The organism is Pseudarthrobacter sp. MDT1-22 (assembly GCF_054511035.1).
The window spans coordinates 52,246-72,156 of the sequence record NZ_JBTNDK010000002.1 but is presented as its reverse complement, the minus strand read 5'-3'; the positions used below and the strand labels follow the sequence as shown (position 1 = coordinate 72,156).

17 protein-coding genes are annotated in these 19,911 nt (G+C 64.4%); 6 read left to right on the top strand and 11 right to left on the bottom strand.

The genetic code is table 11. The features are described 5' to 3' along the window. Window positions 1-58 precede the first annotated feature (58 nt). Complete coding sequence (gene leuA, locus ACX80M_RS02205; RefSeq protein ID WP_058932427.1) at window positions 59-1,798, bottom strand: 2-isopropylmalate synthase; 1,740 nt, start codon at window positions 1,796-1,798, stop codon at window positions 59-61. Window positions 1,799-2,052: 254 nt separating this feature from the next. Here leuA and ACX80M_RS02200 point away from each other — a divergent pair, with 254 nt between their 5' ends. Next, window positions 2,053-4,005 carry a M13 family metallopeptidase gene (locus tag ACX80M_RS02200; protein WP_252607980.1) on the top strand — a complete coding sequence of 651 codons (1,953 nt, stop codon included), beginning with the start codon at window positions 2,053-2,055 and terminating at the stop codon, window positions 4,003-4,005. 101 nt (window positions 4,006-4,106) lie between these two features. Here the strand turns inward: ACX80M_RS02200 and ACX80M_RS02195 are convergent, their stop codons facing one another. From ACX80M_RS02195 to ACX80M_RS02175, 5 genes are all read right to left on the bottom strand, one after another. Continuing rightward, window positions 4,107-5,681, bottom strand: coding sequence for an LCP family protein (locus tag ACX80M_RS02195; protein WP_459308603.1), 1,575 nt, complete (start codon window positions 5,679-5,681; stop codon window positions 4,107-4,109). A 100-nt stretch (window positions 5,682-5,781) separates the two neighbouring features. After that, a complete protein-coding gene (gene era / locus ACX80M_RS02190) occupies window positions 5,782-6,756 on the bottom strand; it encodes a GTPase Era (RefSeq protein WP_056340115.1) in 975 nt (324 codons plus the stop codon). Next, window positions 6,740-8,071 carry a hemolysin family protein gene (locus tag ACX80M_RS02185; protein WP_252598864.1) on the bottom strand — a complete coding sequence of 444 codons (1,332 nt, stop codon included), beginning with the start codon at window positions 8,069-8,071 and terminating at the stop codon, window positions 6,740-6,742. Before ACX80M_RS02185 ends, era begins: the two co-directional genes overlap by 17 nt. Then, window positions 8,068-8,541, bottom strand: coding sequence for an rRNA maturation RNase YbeY (gene ybeY, locus ACX80M_RS02180; RefSeq protein ID WP_160671087.1), 474 nt, complete (start codon window positions 8,539-8,541; stop codon window positions 8,068-8,070). Before ybeY ends, ACX80M_RS02185 begins: the two co-directional genes overlap by 4 nt. Further along, complete coding sequence (locus ACX80M_RS02175; RefSeq protein WP_252607982.1) at window positions 8,538-9,623, bottom strand: PhoH family protein; 1,086 nt, start codon at window positions 9,621-9,623, stop codon at window positions 8,538-8,540. Before ACX80M_RS02175 ends, ybeY begins: the two co-directional genes overlap by 4 nt. A gap of 376 nt (window positions 9,624-9,999) precedes the next feature. Between ACX80M_RS02175 and ACX80M_RS02170 the strand changes: the two genes are divergently transcribed. Next, complete coding sequence (locus tag ACX80M_RS02170) at window positions 10,000-10,956, top strand: GerMN domain-containing protein (RefSeq protein WP_459308600.1); 957 nt, start codon at window positions 10,000-10,002, stop codon at window positions 10,954-10,956. Window positions 10,957-10,977: 21 nt separating this feature from the next. Here the strand turns inward: ACX80M_RS02170 and ACX80M_RS02165 are convergent, their stop codons facing one another. The 3 genes from ACX80M_RS02165 to hrcA form a co-directional block, all read right to left on the bottom strand. Beyond that, window positions 10,978-11,760: a 16S rRNA (uracil(1498)-N(3))-methyltransferase gene (locus tag ACX80M_RS02165; RefSeq protein WP_252607984.1), complete on the bottom strand. Its 783-nt coding sequence runs from the start codon at window positions 11,758-11,760 to the stop codon at window positions 10,978-10,980. 2 nt (window positions 11,761-11,762) lie between these two features. Further along, window positions 11,763-12,890, bottom strand: a complete 1,128-nt coding sequence (gene dnaJ, locus ACX80M_RS02160; protein ID WP_252607985.1) for a molecular chaperone DnaJ — start codon at window positions 12,888-12,890, stop codon at window positions 11,763-11,765. A 77-nt stretch (window positions 12,891-12,967) separates the two neighbouring features. Then, window positions 12,968-13,981: a heat-inducible transcriptional repressor HrcA gene (gene hrcA, locus ACX80M_RS02155; protein ID WP_252598869.1), complete on the bottom strand. Its 1,014-nt coding sequence runs from the start codon at window positions 13,979-13,981 to the stop codon at window positions 12,968-12,970. Between the two features lie 147 nt (window positions 13,982-14,128). Here hrcA and ACX80M_RS02150 point away from each other — a divergent pair, with 147 nt between their 5' ends. Both ACX80M_RS02150 and ACX80M_RS02145 read left to right on the top strand, forming a co-directional pair. Next, window positions 14,129-14,977, top strand: a complete 849-nt coding sequence (locus ACX80M_RS02150) for a DUF3097 domain-containing protein (protein WP_459308597.1) — start codon at window positions 14,129-14,131, stop codon at window positions 14,975-14,977. Window positions 14,978-15,105: 128 nt separating this feature from the next. Beyond that, entirely contained in the window at window positions 15,106-15,525 is a 420-nt protein-coding gene (locus tag ACX80M_RS02145; protein ID WP_252575353.1) for a DUF4870 domain-containing protein, read from the top strand. Between the two features lie 69 nt (window positions 15,526-15,594). Here ACX80M_RS02145 and hemW read toward each other — a convergent pair whose 3' ends face one another. Together hemW and lepA are read right to left on the bottom strand one after the other, a co-directional pair. Further along, window positions 15,595-16,824, bottom strand: coding sequence for a radical SAM family heme chaperone HemW (gene hemW / locus ACX80M_RS02140; RefSeq protein WP_459308595.1), 1,230 nt, complete (start codon window positions 16,822-16,824; stop codon window positions 15,595-15,597). Window positions 16,825-16,860: 36 nt separating this feature from the next. After that, entirely contained in the window at window positions 16,861-18,714 is a 1,854-nt protein-coding gene (gene lepA / locus ACX80M_RS02135) for a translation elongation factor 4 (protein WP_252598871.1), read from the bottom strand. A gap of 177 nt (window positions 18,715-18,891) precedes the next feature. On the opposite strand from lepA, the gene ACX80M_RS02130 reads away from it, so the two are divergent. Together ACX80M_RS02130 and rpsT are read left to right on the top strand one after the other, a co-directional pair. After that, window positions 18,892-19,440, top strand: a complete 549-nt coding sequence (locus ACX80M_RS02130) for a type II toxin-antitoxin system PemK/MazF family toxin (RefSeq protein ID WP_252614596.1) — start codon at window positions 18,892-18,894, stop codon at window positions 19,438-19,440. A gap of 168 nt (window positions 19,441-19,608) precedes the next feature. Then, window positions 19,609-19,869: a 30S ribosomal protein S20 gene (rpsT, locus tag ACX80M_RS02125; RefSeq protein WP_056340153.1), complete on the top strand. Its 261-nt coding sequence runs from the start codon at window positions 19,609-19,611 to the stop codon at window positions 19,867-19,869. Window positions 19,870-19,911 lie beyond the last annotated feature (42 nt).

Here is a 19,911-nt window from a genome sequence, read left to right as displayed (position 1 = left end):
AAGCCGGCAATGCCGGTGCGTTGCGCGCCGGGAACCCCGGCGCGCAACGTGTTCCGAATCAGGCCCGGGAATCCCGGATGGCACGGTTGACTGCGGAAATGACGGCCTTGAGCGAGGACATGCTGGTGTTTGCATCAATACCGACGCCCCACAGGACCCGCTCCCCCACGGCACACTCGACGTAGGCTGCGGCCATGGCGCTGCCGCCTTCCGAAAGGGCATGCTCGCTGTAGTCCAGCACCCGGACATCCACGCCGTCCTCGCGCAGGATGCTCAACAGCGCGGCGATGGGCCCGTTTCCGGTGCCCGTGCGACGGGCCTGGACACCGTCAACGGTGAGCGAGGCGTGCAGGGTCATCCCGCCATCGTCATCCGTTTCGGTGCTGACGGAACCGAGTGAGTAACGGCCCCACTGGCCCTCCGCCTGGCTGGAGGGCAGGTACTCGTCCTGGAAGTGCTGCCACAACTGAGCGCCGCTGACTTCGCCGCCCACGGTATCGGTCTTCTTCTGGATGACGCCGGAGAATTCCATCTGGGCGCGGCGCGGCAGGTCCAGGCTGTGTTCGTTCTTGAGCAGGTAGGCCACGCCACCCTTGCCGGACTGCGAGTTGACGCGGATGACGGCCTCGTAGCTGCGGCCCAGGTCCTTGGGGTCAACGGGCAGGTACGGGACCTGCCAGGTGAAGTCCGCGACGTCCTTGCCAGCGGCGGCAGCATCCTTCTCCAGCGCCTCGAAACCCTTCTTGATGGCGTCCTGGTGCGAGCCTGAGAAAGCGGTGAAGACGAGGTCGCCGCCGTAGGGGGAACGCTCGGCGACGGGGAGCTGGTTGCAGTACTCCACGGTGCGCCGGATCTCGTCGATGTCGGAGAAGTCGATCATGGGATCGATGCCCTGGACGAACATGTTCAGGCCCAGGGTGACGAGGTCCACGTTGCCGGTTCGCTCGCCGTTGCCGAACAGGCAGCCCTCAATCCGGTCCGCGCCGGCCAGGTACCCCAGTTCGGCGGCGGCCACGCCGGTACCCCGGTCATTGTGCGGGTGCAGGGACAGGATGATGCCTTCACGCGGGTGCAGGTTCCGGCTCATCCACTCAATGGAATCGGCGTACACGTTCGGAGTGGCCATTTCCACGGTGGCAGGCAGGTTGATGATGACCTGGCTGTCGGCGGATGCCTCGAAAACGTCGGCGATGGCGTTGCAGACCCGGACGGCATAGTCCAGTTCAGTTCCGGTGAACGACTCCGGCGAGTATTCATAGGTGACGTGCGTGTCAACGAGGGTTTCCTCGTACTTCTTGCACAGTCTGGCGCCCTGGAGCGCGATGTCGAGGATGCCGTCCTGGTCCTGGTTGAACACCACACGGCGCTGCAGGACGGACGTTGAGTTGTACAGGTGGACAATCGCCTGCTTGGCGCCGACCAGGGACTCGTACGTCCGCTCGATCAGGTGCTCGCGGGCCTGGGTGAGGACCTGGATGGTGACATCGTCCGGGATGTGGTTGCCGACGATGAGCTGGCGGACGAAGTCGAAATCGGTCTGCGAGGCAGAAGGGAAGCCGACTTCAATTTCCTTGTAACCCATGCGGACCAGCAGATCGAACATCTTCATCTTGCGGGCCGGGCTCATCGGGTCGATCAGCGCCTGGTTGCCGTCACGCAGATCCACAGCGCACCAGCGCGGGGCCTTGGTGATGACCTTGTCCGGCCACGTGCGGTCAGGCAGTTCAACGGTGATCTGATCCTGGAAAGGACGGTAGCGGTGGGCTGGCATTCCGGAGGACTTCTGTGCGTTTCGCATTAGTATCGGGGCCTTTTCTGTGGTTCTTATCTGAAAGGTGGCCGGGCAACACAAACTCCGCGACGAGGGTGGGCCTTGCGCTAAATCGCGTCTGAGGCCTCGCCGCGGCAGCTAAGAAGAAGGAGCTCTGCGCGCACCATTTAAGGGTAGCACGCGTGCGTAAGATGAGAGGGCACCACCGTCCTTATCGTCCAACATGCAGACGCCGCGCCGGTGCCAGCGCCGGCCGCGGCACGTCACACGAAGGAGCATCTGTGCCCATCTCGGGGATCGATCTGTCCAACATTGACCACACCGTCAGGCCGCAGGATGACCTGTACCAGCACGTGAACGGGTCCTGGCTCAAGGCCACGGAAATTCCGGATGACCGGCCACTCGAGGGAACTTTCACCGCGCTGCGCGACGGAGCGGAGATCGCGGTCCGGGACATCATCGAGGAAGCAGCTGCCAAGGGTGAAGCCGCCAGCGGGATAGAACGAAAAGTGGGCGAGCTCTACAACAGCTTCATGGACGAAGCCACAGTGGAGGCCAAAGGCATGGAGCCCATCCGCGGGCGGCTTGCCGAGGTATTTGCCACCAGCACGGTTGCTGATCTCGTGGCCCTGGCCGGGCGGCTGTTCCGGTCAGACGTGTCCGGCCTCTTCTATATCTACCCGGCTCCGGACGCTGGCAACCCGGACCGCATCCTGCTCTACACCGGCCAGGGCGGCCTGGGACTGCCGGACGAGTCCTACTACCGGGAAGAGAAGTTCGCCCCCATGGTCAAGGCCTATGGCGAGCATGTCAGGACCATGTTCAGTCTGGCCGGAGTGGCCGATCCGGAGCCTGCGGCCGCACGCGTCGTTGCCCTCGAAACCAGCCTCGCATCCCACCACTGGGACAACGTCACGCTGCGCGACCCGCAGAAGACCTATAACCTCAAGTCCGCTGAGGAAGCGGCCACCCTGTTCCCGCTCCTTAACACCTGGTTCGAAGCTGCCGGGATCGACGCCGACAAGCGCAACGAGATCGTAGTAAGCACACCGGACTTCTTCAGCGGGGCCGCCGGCCTGCTGGAGTCCGAACCGCTCTCCGTGTGGCAGGAGTGGCTGGCCCTGCGGGTCGTCAACGGCGCCGCGCCGTACCTGTCCTCCGAGTTCGTGGATGCCAATTTTGCCTTCTACGGTACAACCATCAGCGGCACGCCCCGGAACAAGGACCGCTGGAAGCGGGCCGTCGCCGTCGTCGAAGCTGCACTCGGTGAGGCCGTTGGGCAGATCTACGTCTCGAAGCACTTCCCCGAAACCCACAAGGCCCGCATGCAGACCCTGGTGGCCAACCTGATCGAGGCCTACCGGCAGTCCATCACCGGTCTTGCCTGGATGGGTGAGGAAACAAAGGCCGAGGCGCTGCGGAAACTGGAGGCCTTCCGCGCCAAGATCGGCTACCCCGACAAGTGGATCGATTACTCAGCTGTGGAAATCGACCCGCTGGACCTTCTGGGGAACGTTGAGCGGGCCCACAATGCCGACGTCGACCGCCATCTGGATGAGGTGGGCAAACCGGTGGACCTTAACAAGTGGCTCATGACACCGCAGACGGTCAACGCGTACTACCACCCGATGCTCAACGAGATCGTCTTCCCTGCCGCTATCCTGCAGCCACCGTTCTTCACAGCCGACGCCGACGACGCCGTTAATTACGGTGGCATTGGAGCGGTGATCGGCCACGAGATCGGCCACGGTTTTGATGACCAGGGGTCGCAGTTCGACGGCGGCGGCACGCTGCGGAACTGGTGGACCGAGGATGACCGGACGGCCTTTGAGAAGCTCACAGCCAAGCTGGTGGCACAGTACGACGAGTTGTCCCCGTATGCGGCGCCGGGGCACAACGTCAACGGCAAGCTGACGCTCGGGGAGAACATCGGCGACCTTGGTGGCCTGACCATCGCCTACAAGGCTTACCTGCTCAGCCTTGACGGCAAGGAACCGGAAGTTCTGGACGGACTGACGGGGCAGCAGCGGTTCTTCGCGTCCTGGGCAGCCGGCTGGCGGCAGGTGATCCGGTCCGAAGAGGCCATCAGGAGGCTCGCCACGGATCCCCACTCCCCCAACGAGTTCAGGACCAACGCCATCGCCAAGAACCTGGACGCCTTCCATGAGGCCTTTAGCGTGACCGACCAGGATGGCATGTGGATGCCGCAGGACGCTCGCGTCAGCATCTGGTAATCACTCTCCAGGACACACAAGAGGCGGGGCCGTCTGGCCCCGCCTCTTGTGTGTCTACTGAGGTGCTGTCTTCTGAGGTGCTGTCTTCTGTGGTGCGGCCGTCAGTCCTGGACGATCAGCACAGGGTTGGCCTGCTGGCACACGGTATCGCCGGCTGTCTGGTTGACGATGTCCTCGGGCAGGGCGCCACCAGCACCGGCTCCGTAGGTTGCCCCGGTGGTGAAGTCAGTTCCAAGGTAGACCTGGACTCCCGCGACGCGAGGTGCCAACTGGACCTGCGCGGCCGGGATCCCCAGCATCGCAGCCACGTCAGCTGCGACGTCGGCGAATTCCGTACCGTAGTAGACAACGCTCTGCGCCACCGCCGTGGCTTCAAACGGCCCGGATTGGGTGAAGCCGCCGGTGATCAACGCCTGCACGATTTCCTGGGCGCGTCCCGGGACGCCGCTGCCGTTGGCCACGGTGACTGGTTGCAGCGCCTTGTCATACGGCGGCACCGCCGGGGCTGTTTCTGTTGGGGTGGTTGTTGTTTCCGTCGGCGCCGGGGACGGCGTTGTGGGTGCTGTCGGATCCGTGAGGTCCACGTCCTCGCGGAGGGCCGCAAAGAGCTGGGACCCTGCGGGCTCGGCAATCTGCAGGCGGTTGATGTCCGTGACTGCCGGCGTGGTGGGCACGGCCACAAACGCCACCTTGCTGATATCGATGTCCTTGAGCCGGCTACCGATACTCACGAGCGACGGCACGGAGGCCAGCCCCTCATCCACCGTGAGGTTCTTGGTCACAACATCGGCAATGGTCAGCATCTTAGAGGGGTCAGACAGTGTGCCGTCGTCCTTGATCTTGCGCGTGAGGGAGGAAAGGAATCCCTGCTGTGCCCTGATCCGGCCCAGGTCGCCGCCGTCAGCAAAGGCATGACGGGTCCGCAGGAAGGCAAGAGCCATTTCGCCCTGAACGGCGGACGTGCCCTTCGGCAGGCGCAGCCGGGAGTCAGGATCATAGACCGCGTCACTGATGCACACGTCAACGCCGCCCACCGTGTTGGAGAGTTCCTTCACTGCGGTGAAGTCCGCCATCATAAAGTGATCGATCTCCATGCCAGTCAGCTTGTTGACGGTGTCTACGGCGCAGCCGATGCCGGCTTCATTCATGGCCTCGTTGATCATGACACCGCTGCGGGCAGGATACGTCCGCTTGGTCTTCTGGTCGGTGCACTCCGGAATATCGACCAGCAGGTCCCGGGGGAAGCTGATGACGCTGACGCGCTTGTTGTCGGCCGATACGTCCATCAGCATCATGACGTCGGATTTGCCGTAACCTGTTGAGTCCTCCACGGCGCCGTACTCCGCGTTTGCGCCGTCCCTGGTATCAGAGCCAAGGATCAGGATCTGCATCCGGCCCGATTTGTCGCCCGATGGGTTCGCCGCGCCACCGGCGTTCAGCGGTGCCGTGGTGATGTTCGACTGAAACCGCAAATACCAGTAGCCTGCGTAGCCAAGACCGCCGGCAACCAGGATGGTGACCACCGCAGTGGTCACCTTCAGCCAGGCCGGCATCCGGCTCCGGGATCCGAGATGCCGGGCAACGCCGACGGCGGTGGCATCAGCGTGGCGGGACACCGGACCGGTCCCGGCTGACGCGTCAGCTCCGTACTCGCGATTGTCGCGGCCTCGCCCCATGTGTGGTGTACCTTCCTCGAAAAAATTGAATCCGGCCTATTTTAGTTGCCCAGTCTGGGAACTTCCCGACGACCGGCCGGGTAAAGCGAAAGGGGCAGCGTCAGAAGCCGAGCTTGACCAGCTGCTTCGGGTCGCGCTGCCAGTCCTTGGCCACCTTCACATGCAGGTCAAGGTAGATGCGGGCACCGAGCAGCGCCTCGATCCCCTTGCGTGCGTTGGTGCCGACTTCCCGGAGCCGTGCACCGCCCTTGCCGATGATGATGGCCTTCTGGGACGAACGTTCCACATAGAGATTAACCCGGACGTCGAGGAAGGGCCTGTCTTCGGGCCGGCCCTCACGCGGAACAATCTCATCGACGACGACGGCCAGGGAGTGGGGCAGTTCGTCGCGGACGCCTTCGAGGGCAGCTTCCCGGATGAGCTCGGCGATCATCACGGCTTCGGGCTCGTCCGTCAGGTGACCGTCCGGATAAAGGGGCGGCGACGCCGGCATGTGGCTGATCAGGACGTCTGCGAGGGTGTCCACCTGGAAGCCGTCGGTGGCGGAGACCGGGACGATGTCCTTCCAGCCGTCCTCGCCGATGACATCCCGGCCCAGTGCTGCGACGGCGAGCAACTGCTCGGTGAGCGCCTGCCGGTCCACTGTGTCCGCCTTGGTGACGATCGCGATGACCGGCTTGTTGCCGATGGCGGCGAGCTGGGCGGCGATGTACTTGTCGCCCGGGCCGATTTTCTCGTTGGCGGGCAGGCAGAAGCCGATCGCGTCGACCTCGGCGAGGGTGTCGGCGACGAGTTCGTTCAGCCGCTTTCCCAGCAGCGTGCGGGGGCGGTGCAGGCCCGGGGTATCCACCAGGATCAGCTGGGCGTCATCGCGGTGCACGATCCCCCGGATGGTGTGGCGCGTGGTCTGCGGCTTTGCGGAGGTGATCGCCACCTTCTGGCCCACCAGTGCGTTCGTCAGGGTTGATTTTCCTGCGTTAGGCCGCCCCACGAGGACCGCAAAGCCTGCCCTGTAGCCGCCGAAGTCTTTTGCGGCCGAATCCGGGTTGGCCGGACGATTACTTTTCTTGCTCACGTGGAACTCCCTGCTGGGTTGCTTTCGCCTCTTCGAGGAGGTCTTCAAGGTCAGTGTCTGCTTTTGGTACTGCCGAGGCAATGATGTGGCTGACGCGGTTGCGGCGGCCCTCGAGCCGTTCGGCGAGCAGCGAGATGCCGCCCACCACCACGCGGCTGCCCACAATGGGAACGCGGCCCAGGGCCTTGGCCAGCAGCCCGCCCACGGTGTCAACCTCGTCGTCGTCGAGCTCTATGTCGAACAGTTCGCCGAGGTCGTCGATGCTCATCCGGGCGCTCACCCGGTAGGAACCGCCGCCCAGGGCCACGGCCTCGGCGCTTTCGGTGTCATACTCGTCCACGATTTCGCCGACAATTTCCTCGATGAGGTCCTCCAGGGTGACAAGGCCGGCCGTGCCGCCGTATTCGTCGATCACGATGGCAACGTGTGTTGACTCCTTCTGCAGTTCCCGCAGCAGATCGCTCACCGGCTTCGACTCCGGGACGTACCGGACCTCGCGGGCCAGGGCTTCGACCGGGGGCTGTTCGTCGTCGGGTCCGAGCTCATGGAGCGTCGCCGCAACGTCCTTGAGGTAGACGATTCCGAGGATCTGGTCCGTGTTGTCGCGGATAACGGGGATCCGCGAATAGCCCGACCGCAGGAACATTGACATGGCCCGCCTGAGGCTGGAGCCGGCGTCGATGCTGAGGATATCCGTCCGGGGCACCATCACGGCGCGCACCAGGGTGTCGCCGAAGTCAAAGACTGATTGGATCATTTCAGCTTCGGTGTCTTCGATCATGTCCGATTCGGATGCGCGGTCCACAAGTTCGCGGAATTCCTGTTCGCTGAAGAACGCGTCATCACCCGCCGGAGCGCCGGGAGCGGCGGCACTGCCCAGCGCCACGAGCCACCCCGGGATGGGTCCGAGGACCCACGTCAGGTACCTGATCAGCGGTGCTGTGGAGCGGACGACTGCGGCCGAATGGAGCCTGCCGAGCTGCCGTGGGGAAACGCCGACGATGACGAAGCCGAGCAGGGCCATGATTCCGGTGGCGGCCAGCCCGGCCAGCCAGACGTTGTCCAGCAGGCTGTGGAGCAGGACGGCCACCGCTACGGCTGAAGCCATCTCGAACCAGACCCGCCAGAACCGCAAGGCCCGGATGTGCGCCACCGGCTGGGCCAGGATGCGCTTCATGGCGTTTCCGCGGCTTTTCAGCAGGGCGTCTTCGGCGTCATGCCGGGAAAGGAACGTGAACGCGGCCTCGGCTGCGGTCAAGAGTGCAGCGGTACCGAGGAACGCCAGGGCCATGCCGACAAGGAGCAGGGGCGTCACTGCGTGGTCTCGGCAGGTGCTTCTTTGCCGGTGAAGCCGGAAAGCAGCTGGCGCTGGAGGCCGAACATTTCTTCCTTTTCCTCGGGCTCTGCATGGTCATAGCCGAGCAGGTGGAGGATCCCGTGCGTAGTCAGGAGCAACATTTCATCCTGCAGGGAGTGCCCTGCGTTGACGGCCTGAACCTGCGCGACCTGGGGGCACACGGCAATGTCACCCAGCATCCCTTGCGGGGTGGGCCGGTCCGGTGTACCGGGGGTCAGTTCGTCCATGGGGACCGAGAGCACGTCTGTGGATCCCGGCTCGTCCATAAGCTCGATGTGGAGCTTTTCCATGGCTGGTTCATCCACCAGGAGGATGGAGAGTTCAGCCTGCGGGTGGATATACAGCTGTTCGAAAACGTACCGGGACAGTGACACAAGCTCCGCTTCATCAACCTGGATGCCGGACTCGTTGTTGACCTCAATGCTCACGCGTTTTCCCCCCGCTTTTCCCGGCTCACCGAGTGTTTCACCTTGTTCCGCTGGAGATCGTCCCAGAGACTGTAGGCACGCACGATGTCACCCACAAGACGGTGGCGGACCACGTCAGTGGAGTCCAGGATGGTGAAGTTCACGTCCTCGATTCCCTGCAGGATCTCCTCCACGATCCGCAGACCTGAGCGTGTGTCGAAGGGAAGGTCCACCTGGGTGACGTCTCCGGTGACCACCATTTTGGACCCGAAGCCCAAACGCGTAAGAAACATCTTCATCTGTGCCGGTGTGGTGTTCTGCGCTTCGTCCAGGATGATGAAGGCGTCGTTGAGCGTGCGCCCCCGCATGTAAGCCAGCGGCGCCACTTCGATGGTCCCGGCGGCCATCAGGCGCGGGATGGCCTCGGGGTCCATCATGTCGTGCAACGCGTCGTACAGCGGGCGCAGGTAGGGATCGATCTTGTCGCTCAGGGTGCCCGGCAGGAATCCCAGCCGTTCGCCGGCCTCGACGGCAGGCCTGGTCAGGATAATACGGCTGACTTCCTTCTGCTGCAGCGCCTGGACAGCCTTGGCCATCGCGAGGTACGTCTTGCCCGTACCTGCAGGGCCAATCCCGAAGATCACCGTGTTCGCGTCAATCGCGTCCACGTAGTTCTTCTGGTTCAGGGTCTTGGGCCGGATGGTCTTCCCCCGGCTGGAGAGGATGTCATGGGTGAGGACGTCCACAGGGTTCTGCAATGACTGGCTGCGGAGCAACGAGACGAGCTGCTGCAACACCGCGGGGCTGATGACTGTGCCACGGGCCACGAGACCGCGAACTTCATGCAGCAGCCGCATGATGCGGGGAACTTCGTCGGCAGGGCCGCTCATGGACAGTTCGTTTCCACGGACGTGGAAGTTAACGGACGGGAACTGCTCTTCTATGTAACGCAAGGCCTCATCATGGCTGCCGAGCGATTGGACCATCTGATCGGAGTTGTCGAAGAGAACCACCTCCGTCCGAACACCGGGAAGTGAATGGGGGAATTCTCCGGCGGCGCGTTCAGTATTGAGCCGGCGCTTTCCGTTCGCTGATTCAGTCATGGTGCTGGCCCGCAGGCCCGTGGTCTCCTCCAGTTCGAAACTTAAATGCCGCCGACTGCTGCGTGGACGGGGCTGTTGCCGAGCACGCCGGAGCCAGCGGAGTCCTTCCATCTTACGCCAGGCGGCGCCTCCCAGCAGCGCCCGGTGGTCTCCGGCAAGGGCTCCCGTCACCGGCCTACTGCGGGACGGTCGGCGTCATTAGGTATCAACTTCATATCGGGCTCATATCGTTCCCGTTGCAGTTGCGCCGCCCGCCCGTATTCGGTCCTTTTGGCGGGGCTGGCTATGCGATGCTGGAAATCAAGGCCGTCGGGGGGACCGGCTCCCGAGGCCCAGGCCTCACCATTTCACCGCCAGGAAGGACAGGGCCACGAGAATGCCGGAAACAGCTACCCCCCTCACTTCCAAACGCGTCGCGCCGCGTTTTCGTCCGCAACGTTTCCTGGGCCTGCTGCCAGCATTCCTCCTTCTCACCGGTTGTATCGCGGAACCCAGCCCTGAGCCCAACCTGACGGCAAACTCCAGTGCTGCCGCCACCGGCTCCCCCGGAGCACCTTCCACCAGTGCGCCCCTGGAAACTACACAGTCCTCGAATAAGGCACCGGTCTACTGGATTGGCCGAAGCAACAGCAACGTGTTCCTATACCGGGAGTTCCGGGACGTGCCGGAGCAGGAGAATCCAGTGACCCGCGCCCTGCGGGCCATGATGTCCGAGAAGCCGCTGGACCCGGATTTCTTCACGCCTTGGCAGGATCCCGAGAAACTCGCCTCGTCCATCTCCGGCAAGAACGTCATTACCGTCGACGTCTCGGAGGATGCCTTTAACAGCAATCTCGACGCCGACATGGCCGGCCGCGCCATTCAGCAGCTGGTCTTTACCGCTACGGCAGCGGCTGCGAGTTCCGGCCTGATCGATTCCGGCCAGCAGATCCAGGTCAGGATCCTGGTGGATAGCCACACCGACTACGTTGCCTTCGACCACGTCCAGCTTGGCGCCCCCATGTCCCGAGCTGCCGGAATGGTGGCGCCCGTGTGGATCATCGATCCGCAGGAAGGGATGGACCTGGCCGGCGGAAGCGTCAAGATCACCGGCCGCAGCACCGTTCCGGGCGGTAAGCTCCGCTGGCAGATCCTGCGGGCCGAAGCGAACGGGAACAAGACGCCCTACCTCACCGGGGAGACCACTGCAGCTGCGGAAGCGGCCCAGTCCGGAGTGTTTACGCTTGCCCTTAGCCTGTCCGCCGGGAGTTACGAGCTCCGCGTTTCGCAGGTGGATGCGGCCGGCACCAGCCAGGAGCTGAATGTGGATACGCGGAACTTCAACGTCCGGTAGCAGCATGCGCAGCAGGCGGCCTCAGGATACCGGGGCTGTCCAGCGTCCCAGTACATCGCTCGCCAGAACAACCGCTGCCGGTCCGGCCGTGGATGACCTCAGGACGTGGTGTCCCAGGAGCGCCGTCACGGCGCCGGCGTCGCAAAGCCGGGTGACTTCGCGAGGACTGATTCCGCCTTCCGGGCCAACGATGAGCAGAATTTCCAGGGGTCCGGCGCCAGCCTGGTTGCCCTGCCATGCTTCCAGGACAGACCGGAGCGGCCGGACCGCGTCTTCGTGCAGGATTACGGCCAGATCCGCTGCCGCCACGGCCGCCCCAAGGCCTGGCGTTTCGACGGCGGCGCGCACCTCGGGGATCCAGGCGCGGCGTGCCTGCTTGGCGGCGGCAGTGACCACGGACTGCCATTTTGCGTGGGCCTTGGCCGCGCGCTCACCCTTCCAGCGGACAATTGATCGCTCGGACTGCCAGGGAACTACGGCATCGATCCCGAGTTCGGTTGCCGTTTCCACGGCCATTTCATCGCGGTCCCCCTTGGCCAGGGCCTGCACCAGCACCAGCCGGATATCGGGCCGGTCCTCCACCACGAGGGCGGAGCATTCCACGGTGAGCTCCGCGGGCGACGCCGAGACAACAGTTCCTGTCAGCCGCTTTCCGGCGCCGTCGGCAATGTCCACTGCTTCTCCGGGAGATAGCCGTTTTACGGTCACGGCGTGGCGTGCCTCCGGCCCTTGAAGGACAAAACGGGCACCGGGCACCAGCTCGTCCAGCGACCCGGCACCGCTGAAGAAAACGGGATTGCTCACCGTTACAGGTTACCGAACCGGTCCCGCAGCTTGGCAAAGACGCCGCCGCTGGCAGCCAGCTTGCCTTCCGTGAACTGCTCGCCCCGCAGCTTCGCCAGCTGCCGCAGGAGATCCTCCTGCGCGGCATCGAGCTTGGCCGGCGTCTCCACCTGCAGATGGACCATCAGGTCCCCGCGGCCGTAACCGCGCAGGTGCGTCACGCCGAGTCCACGGAGCGTGATGATCTCTCCGGACTGCGTCCCTGCCTTGACGTCGATTTCCTGCAGCCCGTCAAAGGTTTCCAGTGACAGCTCGGTGCCCAGGGCGGCGGCAGTCATCGGGATGTGCAGCGTTGCGTGCAGGTCGTCACCGTCGCGCGCGTAGGTGGCGTCGTTGTTGACCCGGAGTTCCACGTACAGGTCCCCGGACGGTCCGCCGGCCGGGCCTGCTTCGCCCTGCCCGGAGAGCTGGATCCGGGTGCCTGTGGCAACACCGGCCGGCACCTTGATGGTGAGCGACCGCCGGCTGCGGATGCGGCCTTGGCCGCTGCATTCGTTGCAGGGGTCCTTGATGACCGTCCCGAAGCCTTCGCAGCTGCCACACGGGGCCGCCGTCATGACCTGGCCCAGGATGGAGCGAACCGCCCGCTGGACCTGGCCGCTGCCGCCGCAGATATCGCAGCGCACAGGGTGGCTGCCTTCGCGGCAGCATGACCCGTTGCAGGTGGGGCAGGTGACGGCTGTGTCCACTTCGAGTTTCCGGTTGACGCCGAACACGGCATCGCGGAGTTCGATCCGTACACTGATCAGCGCGTCCTGGCCGCGGCGGACCCGGGACGCGGGGCCGGAGGTGCCGCCGGCCCCGAAGAACGTGTCGAAGATGTCCTGGAACGCGAAGCCCTGGCCGGAGTATCCGCCGCCGCCGAACCCGTTGTCGGTGCCGTTCTCATTGCCGGTGGTGTCATAGATCCGGCGCTTCTGCGGGTCCGAAAGTACCTCGTAGGCATGGGTCACGGCCTTGAAGCGGTCCGATGCATCGTCCCCGGGGTTTACGTCCGGGTGAAGAGTGCGGGCCAGCTTGCGGTAGGCCTTCTTGATCTCTTCCCCGGTGGCTTCCGGCGAGACTCCGAGGACGTCGTAGTGGCTGCTCAAAGTTCGTATCTCTTCCTTGTTGTACTGCCGGCAGCCGGGCTGCCGGCACTGCTCTTCGTGCCTGGACCGCGGTGCTGTTACGGACCCAGAATTCTTGAAAGGTAACGGGCTACTGCCCTGACGGCGGCCATGGTGGTGGGATAGTCCATCCGCGTAGGGCCGAGCACACCGATCTTGGCAGTGCTGTCTGGTCCGTAGCCCGTGGCCACCACGGAGGCTTCCGCGAGCCCGTCGTACGGGTTTTCACGCCCGATGCTGACTGCCACGCCCCTCGGATCCTGCGCCATGTCGCTCAGGAGGCGCAGCAGGACAACCTGCTCCTCGAGCGCTTCCAGGACCGGCCCGATACTGAGCGGAAAATCCACATTGGAGCGGGCGAGGTTCGCCGTTCCGGCCATGACCATGCGTTCCTCCCGGCTGCTGTGGGCGAGCGTTTCCAGCCCGTGGGCCAAGGCCTGGGCCGCCGCGCGTTGGCCCGGGCTGACGGACAAAACGACTCCCGGCAGCGAGGGGGTCAGCCGGCTCAGCGAGATGCCCGCGAGTGATCCGAGGAAGTGTGACCGCAGCGCGGCGATGGCGTCGTCGCCGAGGTCCTGGCCGATGTCGATCACGCGCTGCTCGACCTTGCCGGTGGTGGCGATGAGGACCACCAGGACCTGCCGGGGCGCGAGCAGGACGAATTCGATGTGGCGGATGGTGGCGCGGCTCAGATGCGGATACTGCACTACGGCGACCTGGTTGGTCAGCTGCGACAGCATCCTGACGGTCCTGTCAAGGACGTCGTCCAGATCGTCGGCGCCCTCCAGCAGCGACTGGATTGCACGCCGTTCCGCATGGGAAAGCGGCTTTACCGCTGAAATCTGGTCCACAAACAGCCGATAGCCTTTGTCTGTGGGGATCCGTCCGGCGCTGGTGTGCGGGGCCGTGATCAGGCCGTCGTCTTCCAAGGCCGCCATGTCGTTGCGGATGGTGGCACTGGACACGCCGAGGTGGTGGCGTTCCACGAGCGCTTTTGAACCTACTGGCTCGCGGGAGTGCACATAGTCCTCCACGATGGCGCGCAGTACTTCGAGTTTGCGCGGCTCGCTCATATTCCACCTCCATCCGTGGTCACTGCAGGGTTAGCACTCGACATGCCTAAGTGCTAACAGTCTAATATGAGTCACCCCGTTGTTAGCATTGGTACCGCTCCGGGCGAAATTCCGGGCCAGGATCTAGCGGCAAGGCGGAATCAATCCATGCAGTACCAGAACTGGGGTCCGCAGGAGATCACCGCGCCTGTGAGAAGCGAACTCCCCGAGGTCCCCGTGGAACGTGGCATGGTTCTCGAAGACGCCCAGTCAGGCTGGGTGGGAGCGGTGACCCGGGTGGAGAAGTCCGGGGGCATGCATGTCGTGGCCCTCGAAGACCGGCGCGGCAAGTCCCGGTCCTTCCGGCTGGGCTTCGGGTTCCTCCTGGAGGGGCAGCCCATCCGGCTCGTTCCCCCGGCGCCCAGGCAGGCCGCCCCCGTGGCCGCCGGCCGGACGGCGTCCGGCTCGTTCCGCGTGGCCGGCCAGCGCGCCCAGGTGGCCAAAGCCAGCAGAATCTGGGTGGAGGGAAAGCACGACGCCGAACTCGTGGAAAAAGTCTGGGGTGACGATCTCCGCGTAGAGGGCATCGTCGTCGAGCCTTTGCATGGCATTGATGACCTGGCAGGGGCGGTGGCCGCATTCGGTCCCGGTCCAGGGCGGCGGCTGGGGGTCCTGGTGGACCACCTGGTGCCGGACTCGAAGGAGTGGCGCATCGCGGCTGCCGTGATGGCCTCCCCCGGCGCGGTGGGGAATGTCCTGATCGTCGGGCACCCTTACGTTGACGTGTGGCAGGCCATCCGGCCCGCTGTACTGGGCATCGAGCAATGGCCGGTGGTGCCGCGCGGGCAGGACTGGAAGACCGGAATCCTGGCAGCGTTCGGCTGGCCGCACTCCACCAAGGAAGACATCGGGCTTGGCTGGCAAAAGCTGCTGGGCGCTGTCCGCAGCTACGCGGACCTGGAAGCATCACTCCTCGGGAGAGTGGAGGAAGTCATCGACTTCCTGACGGTGCCCTGACACCGGATCCGGCTCCTGGCGGCAGCATTTGGTGGCTGAACCAGTATTCTTGGTACTGCGGAGGCTGCCGTTGCTTCACTCCGGCATTCTCCAACCCAGCACCATTGCACTTTCGAAGGAAGAAAACCGTGGCACAAAACGCACGCGAGCACCGGGACGACCACGGCGGCCAGGGCCGTTCCGAGTACCAGGGCGTTCCGGCTAACGCGCTGCCCCTGACGGCCAGCGAAGACCGCCAGTGGGCCACACTGGCACACTTCGGCGGGATCCTCGGCTGTGTTCCGTCACTGCTGATCTACCTGATTTTCCGTGAGCGCGGGCCGTTTACCGCCCAGGAATCCAAGGAAGCGCTGAACTTCAGCCTGCCGCCCACCATCGCGGCGCTGGTGGCCAATCTCCTGGTGTTCATTCCGGTGGTGGGAAACATCTTCGCCGTCATCGCCACCCTGATCTGGATTGCCCTGACCTGCTTCTCCGTGGCCGCAGGTATCCATGTCAACAAGGGCCAGCCCCACCGTTACCAGTACAACCTGCGCTGGATCAAGTAGTCCCCACCGTCACCCTAAACCTCCTCCAGGGAACCCTGCGGGCGTGGGCCCACCAGCTTGTCCGGCAGGTCAGCCTGGCAGGATCCTTCGGACCACGGCGTCGGCCAGCAGGCGGCCCTTCAGGGTCAATACCAGCGTGCCGTGGAAGGCAGCCGGTGGCTCCACCAGGCCGTCGGCAATGAGCCCGGCCACGGCGTGACGGCCGTGGTCGCCCAGCGTTGACGTTGCCAGCCCCGACACGAGCCGGGCCTCAAGCATCACGCGCTCAACGTCGCGGGTTTCGGCGTCCAGCGTTTCCCGCCCGGCGGCCGGCGACAGGCCCTGAGCGAGCCGTCCGGCGTAGGCCGTGGGGTGCTTGACGTTCCACCACCGCACCCCGCCGACGTGTGAATGTGCACCTGGCCCGATGCCCCACCAGTCGTCCCCGCGCCAGTACGCGAGGTTGTGCCGGCATGCCTGCTCCGGCGTCCGGGACCAGTTGCTGACCTCATACCAGCTAAGGCCAGCAGCGCCGATCAGCTGGTCGGCGAGTTCGTATTTGTCGGCGTGGTCGTCGTCGTCGATTCCCGGGACTTCACCACGGCGGATCTGGGCCGCCAGCTTGGTGCCGTCCTCAACGATCAGCGCGTAGGCACTGATGTGGTCTGGCTCGTAGGACAGGGCCGTCTCCAGGGAGAACCGCCAGTCCTCCAGGGACTCCCCCGGCGTCCCGTAGATCAGGTCCAGGCTCACGGCCAGTCCGGCATCGCGCGCCCACTGCACCACCTGCGGCACGCGGCTGGGCGTGTGCGTGCGGTCCAGGACCTTCAGTACATGGGGAACGGCAGACTGCATGCCAAAGGAAACCCGGGTGAAACCGGCATCGGCCAGGACCTGAAGGGATGCAGGGGTGACCGAGTCCGGGTTTGCTTCGGTAGTCACTTCGGCGCCGGGTTCCAGGCCCCAGTGCCCGACGGCGGCCGTCAGGATCCGCGCTAGGTCTTCCGCCGGGAGCAGCGTGGGGGTGCCGCCGCCGAAGAAGACTGTGCTCAGCGGCCGGTCCGGGAGACCCGAGTTCCGCAGGACCGTGGCGGCAAAGTCGACTTCGGACACGGCCGTGGTGGCGTAGGCGTCCTGTGACGCCCCGCCGCCCAGCTCGGTGGCCGTGTAGGTGTTGAAGTCGCAGTATCCGCAACGAACAGCGCAGAACGGGATGTGCACGTACAGCCCGAAGGCCTGGTCCGCCGCACCGGCCACTGCCTGGGCGGGCAGCAGACCGTCCGACGGCGCGGGGTCACCGAGCGGAAGAATGCTAGGCATTGCAGGGGCCTCCGGTGTTGCCGGCCACTGTCATCACTACTTCTTGGCCTTGTCCTTGGACTCGTCGGTGGTCAGCGCAGCGATGAAGGCTTCCTGGGGGACCTCAACGCGGCCCACCATCTTCATGCGCTTTTTGCCTTCCTTCTGCTTCTCCAGCAGTTTGCGCTTACGGGAAATGTCGCCGCCGTAGCACTTGGCCAGAACGTCCTTGCGGATGGCGCGGATGCTTTCCCGGGCGATGATCCTGGAGCCGATGGCAGCCTGGATGGGCACTTCGAACTGCTGGCGGGGAATGAGCTCGCGCAGTTTTCCGGTCATCATTACACCGTAGGCATAGGCCTTCTCGCGGTGCGTGATGGCGGAGAAGGCATCCACCTGTTCGCCTTGGAGCATGATGTCCACCTTGACCAGGTCGGCCACCTGCTCGCCGTCGGCTTTCCAGTCCAGCGAGCCGTAGCCCCGGGTCTTGGATTTGAGGATGTCAAAGAAATCGAACACGATCTCAGCGAGTGGCAGCCGGTAGCGGATTTCGACCCTGTCCTCGGACAGGTAGTCCATGCCGCCAATAACGCCTCGGCGGCTTTGGCAGAGCTCCATGATGGCGCCCACAAACTCATTCGGCGCCAGGATGGTGGCAGCCACCATCGGCTCGCGGACCTCTGCGATCTTGCCGGAAGGGTATTCGCTGGGGTTGGTCACATGGACCACCTTCTTGTCCTCCAGCGTCACTTCATACTCCACGTTGGGGGCGGTGGAGATCAGGTCGAGATTGTATTCGCGTTCAAGCCGCTCCCTGGTGATTTCCAGGTGGAGCAGGCCGAGGAAGCCGACGCGGAAGCCGAAGCCGAGCGCGGCCGACGTTTCGGGCTCGTACACCAGTGCGGCGTCGTTGAGCATCAGCTTCTCCAGCGCATCGCGGAGCACCGGGTAGTCCGTGCCGTCCAGCGGGTACAGGCCGGAGAAGACCATCGGCTTGGCATCGGCATAGCCGGGAAGGGAGACTGTGGCAGGCTTGGCAAGGTTGGTGACGGTGTCGCCGACCTTGGACAGGCGGACGTCCTTCACACCGGTGATGAGGTAGCCCACTTCGCCAACCCCAAGACCCTTGGAGGGGGTGGGCTCCGGGGAGCTCACTCCGATCTCGAGGAGTTCGTGGGTGGCCCGGGTGGACATCATCTGGATGCGTTCACGGGGGTGGAGCATGCCGTCAACCACACGGACGTAGGTAACCACACCGCGGTACGTGTCGTAGACCGAGTCGAAGATCATGGCGCGCGCGGGGGCGTTCGGGTCCCCCACGGGGGCCGGCAGATCGCGGACGATCTTGTCCAGCAGGACCTCGACGCCCATGCCGGTCTTGCCGGAGACGCGGAGCACGTCGTCGGGGTCGCCGCCGATCAGGCTGGCCAGTTCCGCCGCGTACTTCTCAGGCTGGGCTGCCGGGAGGTCGATCTTGTTCAGCACGGGGATGATGGTGAGGTTGTTTTCCATCGCCAGGTACAGGTTCGCGAGGGTCTGCGCCTCAATGCCCTGCGCCGCGTCAACGAGCAGCACTGCGCCTTCGCAGGCGGCCAGCGAACGGGACACTTCGTAGGTGAAGTCCACGTGGCCGGGGGTGTCGATCATGTTCAGCGCGTAGCTGGTCCCGTCGAGTTCCCAGGGCATGCGGACCGCCTGGGACTTAATGGTGATACCGCGTTCGCGCTCAATGTCCATGCGGTCCAGGTACTGGGCCTTCATATCGCGGGACTTAACCACCCCGGTGAACTGCAGCATGCGGTCAGCCAGGGTGGATTTACCGTGGTCAATGTGCGCGATGATGCAGAAATTCCGAATGATGGCCGGATCAGTCGCGGCGGGCACCGGGGCGGTGCGGGCCATGGGAGACACGCAGGGTCCTTACTGTTGACATTCGTGCTGTAGACATTCGTGCAACCCCCGCCAGGACGCACCGAAGGCACCCTGCGGCTGGACCGCACATTTGGAACCTCCAGTCTCCCACGTCCGGGCGCATCGTATTGCATTCAGCTCAAACCCGGCACGGTGGCCCGGCGATAGTCTTGGCCCATGCCTATCAACCTCCGCTCCTTGGCCAACGCTTTCCGGACGTCCGTCAGGGTCCTGCAGAAGTTCCGTAACGGGGCAACCCGATCAGCCGGACCGCACCCGCCTGCACCGGCCCGCCATGCGGCGCCGGTGAGGCCGGCCCCGCACGGCGTCTATCCTGGCGACTTTGCCGGCGCGGCGTCCATCCAGTACGCCCCGCAGCCCGACGGCAGTCCCGACCCCGGCGAGATTGTGTGGACCTGGGTGCCGTATGAGGAGGACCACACCCGGGGCAAAGACCGTCCGGTTCTGCTGGTGGGCAAGAGCGGACAGTACCTGTTGGGGGTAATGCTCACCAGCAGGGACCATGACCGTGCCGGCAACGGATCCGGAGACTACGTGGACATCGGAACTGGCAGTTGGGACCGCCAGCAGCGGCCCAGCGAGGCGAACCTTGGACGGATCCTGCAGATCAGCCCGGACGCCATCCGGCGCGAAGGTGCAGTTCTGGACCGGAAACGCTTCGATCTGGTGGCTGCAGGCATACGGCGCCGACACAGCTGGAAATAGCCCGCCAAATGGCCAGCTTCCGGGGGGTCTGCTATTCTGTATAGCTGTGTGTCCGTGCAGGTCGACGGCCACTGATGGTTGGCCGCCATAGGTATCCCCACGCCGCTCAGTCAATGGCCAATCTGAAAGCCCTCTAGACCATTTCCGCATTAAAAAGAGAGTTCACACGTGGCTAATATCAAGTCCCAGAAGAAGCGCATCCTTACCAACGAGAAGGCTCGCCTGCGCAACAACGCAGTCAAGTCTGAGCTGAAGACGGCCATCCGCGCCGTCAACACCGCCGTTGAGTCCACCGACAAGGATGCGGCTGCCGCTGCCCTGCTTGTTGCCGGCCGCAAGCTGGACAAGGCTGTCAGCAAGGGTGTTCTGCACAAGAACAACGCAGCAAACCGCAAGTCGGCCATCTCCAAGAAGGTCAACGCGCTGTAAGGTTTCCAGTTCACCTGAACTGATGATTGTGGCCGGCACCCG